The sequence below is a fragment of the Streptomyces sp. NPDC059696 genome (genome assembly GCF_042733745.1).
Taxonomy (GTDB): Bacteria; Actinomycetota; Actinomycetes; order Streptomycetales; family Streptomycetaceae; genus Streptomyces.
Window position 1 is genome coordinate 1 of sequence record NZ_JBHWFG010000102.1, and the last position, 1,558, is coordinate 1,558.

The 1,558-nt window shown below is 69.4% G+C and carries 1 protein-coding gene and 1 pseudogene; both read left to right on the forward strand.

Annotated features, from left to right (window positions below; all coding sequences use genetic code 11):
- Nucleotides 1-243: pseudogene (locus tag ACFV20_RS36850) on the forward strand (MFS transporter); the annotation flags it as partial.
- An 82-nt stretch (nt 244-325) separates the two neighbouring features.
- Nucleotides 326-1,558, forward strand: a 1,233-nt coding sequence (locus tag ACFV20_RS36855; protein WP_385665487.1) for a phenylacetate--CoA ligase family protein, incomplete at its 3' end; no start/stop codon positions are given.

Sequence of the window (1,558 nt, forward strand, 5' to 3'; positions counted from 1 at the left end):
GCGCAGGAGAGCATCGCCGGCGCCCTGCACACGGCCGGGCAGTTGGGACCGGACAGCGCCGGCGCCCTGCTGGACTCCGCACGCGCGGCCTTCACCAGCGGCGTGCAGTCCGTCGCCGCCGTCTGCGCCGTGTTCTCCGTCGCCCTGGCCGTCCTGATCGGCACCCGGCTGCGGGACATCTCCGCGATGGACCACGGGCACGGCGAGGAGCCGGCCGAGAACGACGCGCAACCAGCCACATGAGCGCATTTCCGGAGATGCACGGGCCGCCGTCGAGGCATGAGGATCACCTTCTGGGGTGCACGTGCACGGCAACGGAGGCGTAGTGGAGTACTGGAACAGCACGGCGGAGACCATGCCCCGCCAGGAACTTGAACAGTGGAAGTGGCGCAGGCTTCAGGCCGCGATGGACCACGCCCGAAGGCTCTCCCCCTTCTGGCGAGAACGTCTCCCCGAGAACATCACCTCCATGGAGGACTACGCGGCGCGGGTTCCGCTCCTGCGCAAGGCCGATCTCCTCGCCGCGGAAGCCACGTCTCCCCCGTACGGAACCTGGCCCTCGCTCGATCCGGCGCTCGGGGTGCGCCACCACCAGACCAGCGGGACCAGCGGCAACCCCCCCATCCGGACGTTCGACACCGAACGCGACTGGGCCTGGTGCGTGGACACGTTCTGCACGGCGCTCCACAGCATGGGCGTGCGCCCGCACCACAAGGGCCTGGTGGCGTTCGGGTACGGGCTGTTCGCCGGCTTCTGGGGCATGCACTACGGCCTCGAGCGCATGGGAGCCACGGTCATCCCGGCCGGCGGCCTCGACTCCCGCTCCCGGGTACGGCTGCTGGTCGACTACCAGATCGAGGTGCTCGGCCTCACACCGAGCTACGCGATGCGGCTGATCGAGACGGCCCGGGAGATGGGCGTCGACCTCGCCCGCGAGGCGAACGTCCAGATCATCCTGGCCGGTGCGGAGCCGCGCTCCGCCTTCACCACCCGCACCATCGAGGAGGCTTTCGGCGCCCGGGTCTTCAACGCCGCGGGCACCACCGAGTTCGGCGGGGTGTTCATGTTCGAGTGCACCGCCCGACGCGAGGCCTGCCACATCATCGAGCCCTCGTGCATCGAGGAGGTGCTCGACCCGGTGACCGAACAGCCCGTCGGCTACGGCGAGGAGGGCGTCCGGGTCACCACCGGGCTGAACCGCGAGGGGATGCAGCTCTTCCGGCACTGGACCGAGGACGTCGTGGTCAAGCGGCCCCACACCGAGTGCGGTTGCGGCCGGACGTGGGACTTCTACGACGGCGGCATCCTGCGGCGGGTGGACGACATGCGCAAGATACGCGGGGTCTCGATCACCCCGGTGATGATCGAGGACGTGCTGCGCGGATTCGACGAGGTGAACGAGTTCCACTCGTCCATCAGGACCGTCCGCGGACTCGACACGATCCACGTCAAGGTCGAGGCGGGGGACATCTCGGGCGAGGCGGGCGAGAGCCTGTGCGGCCGCATCACCGAGGAGTTCAAGCGTGAGATAGGCATACGGCCCCAGGTGGAGCTGACC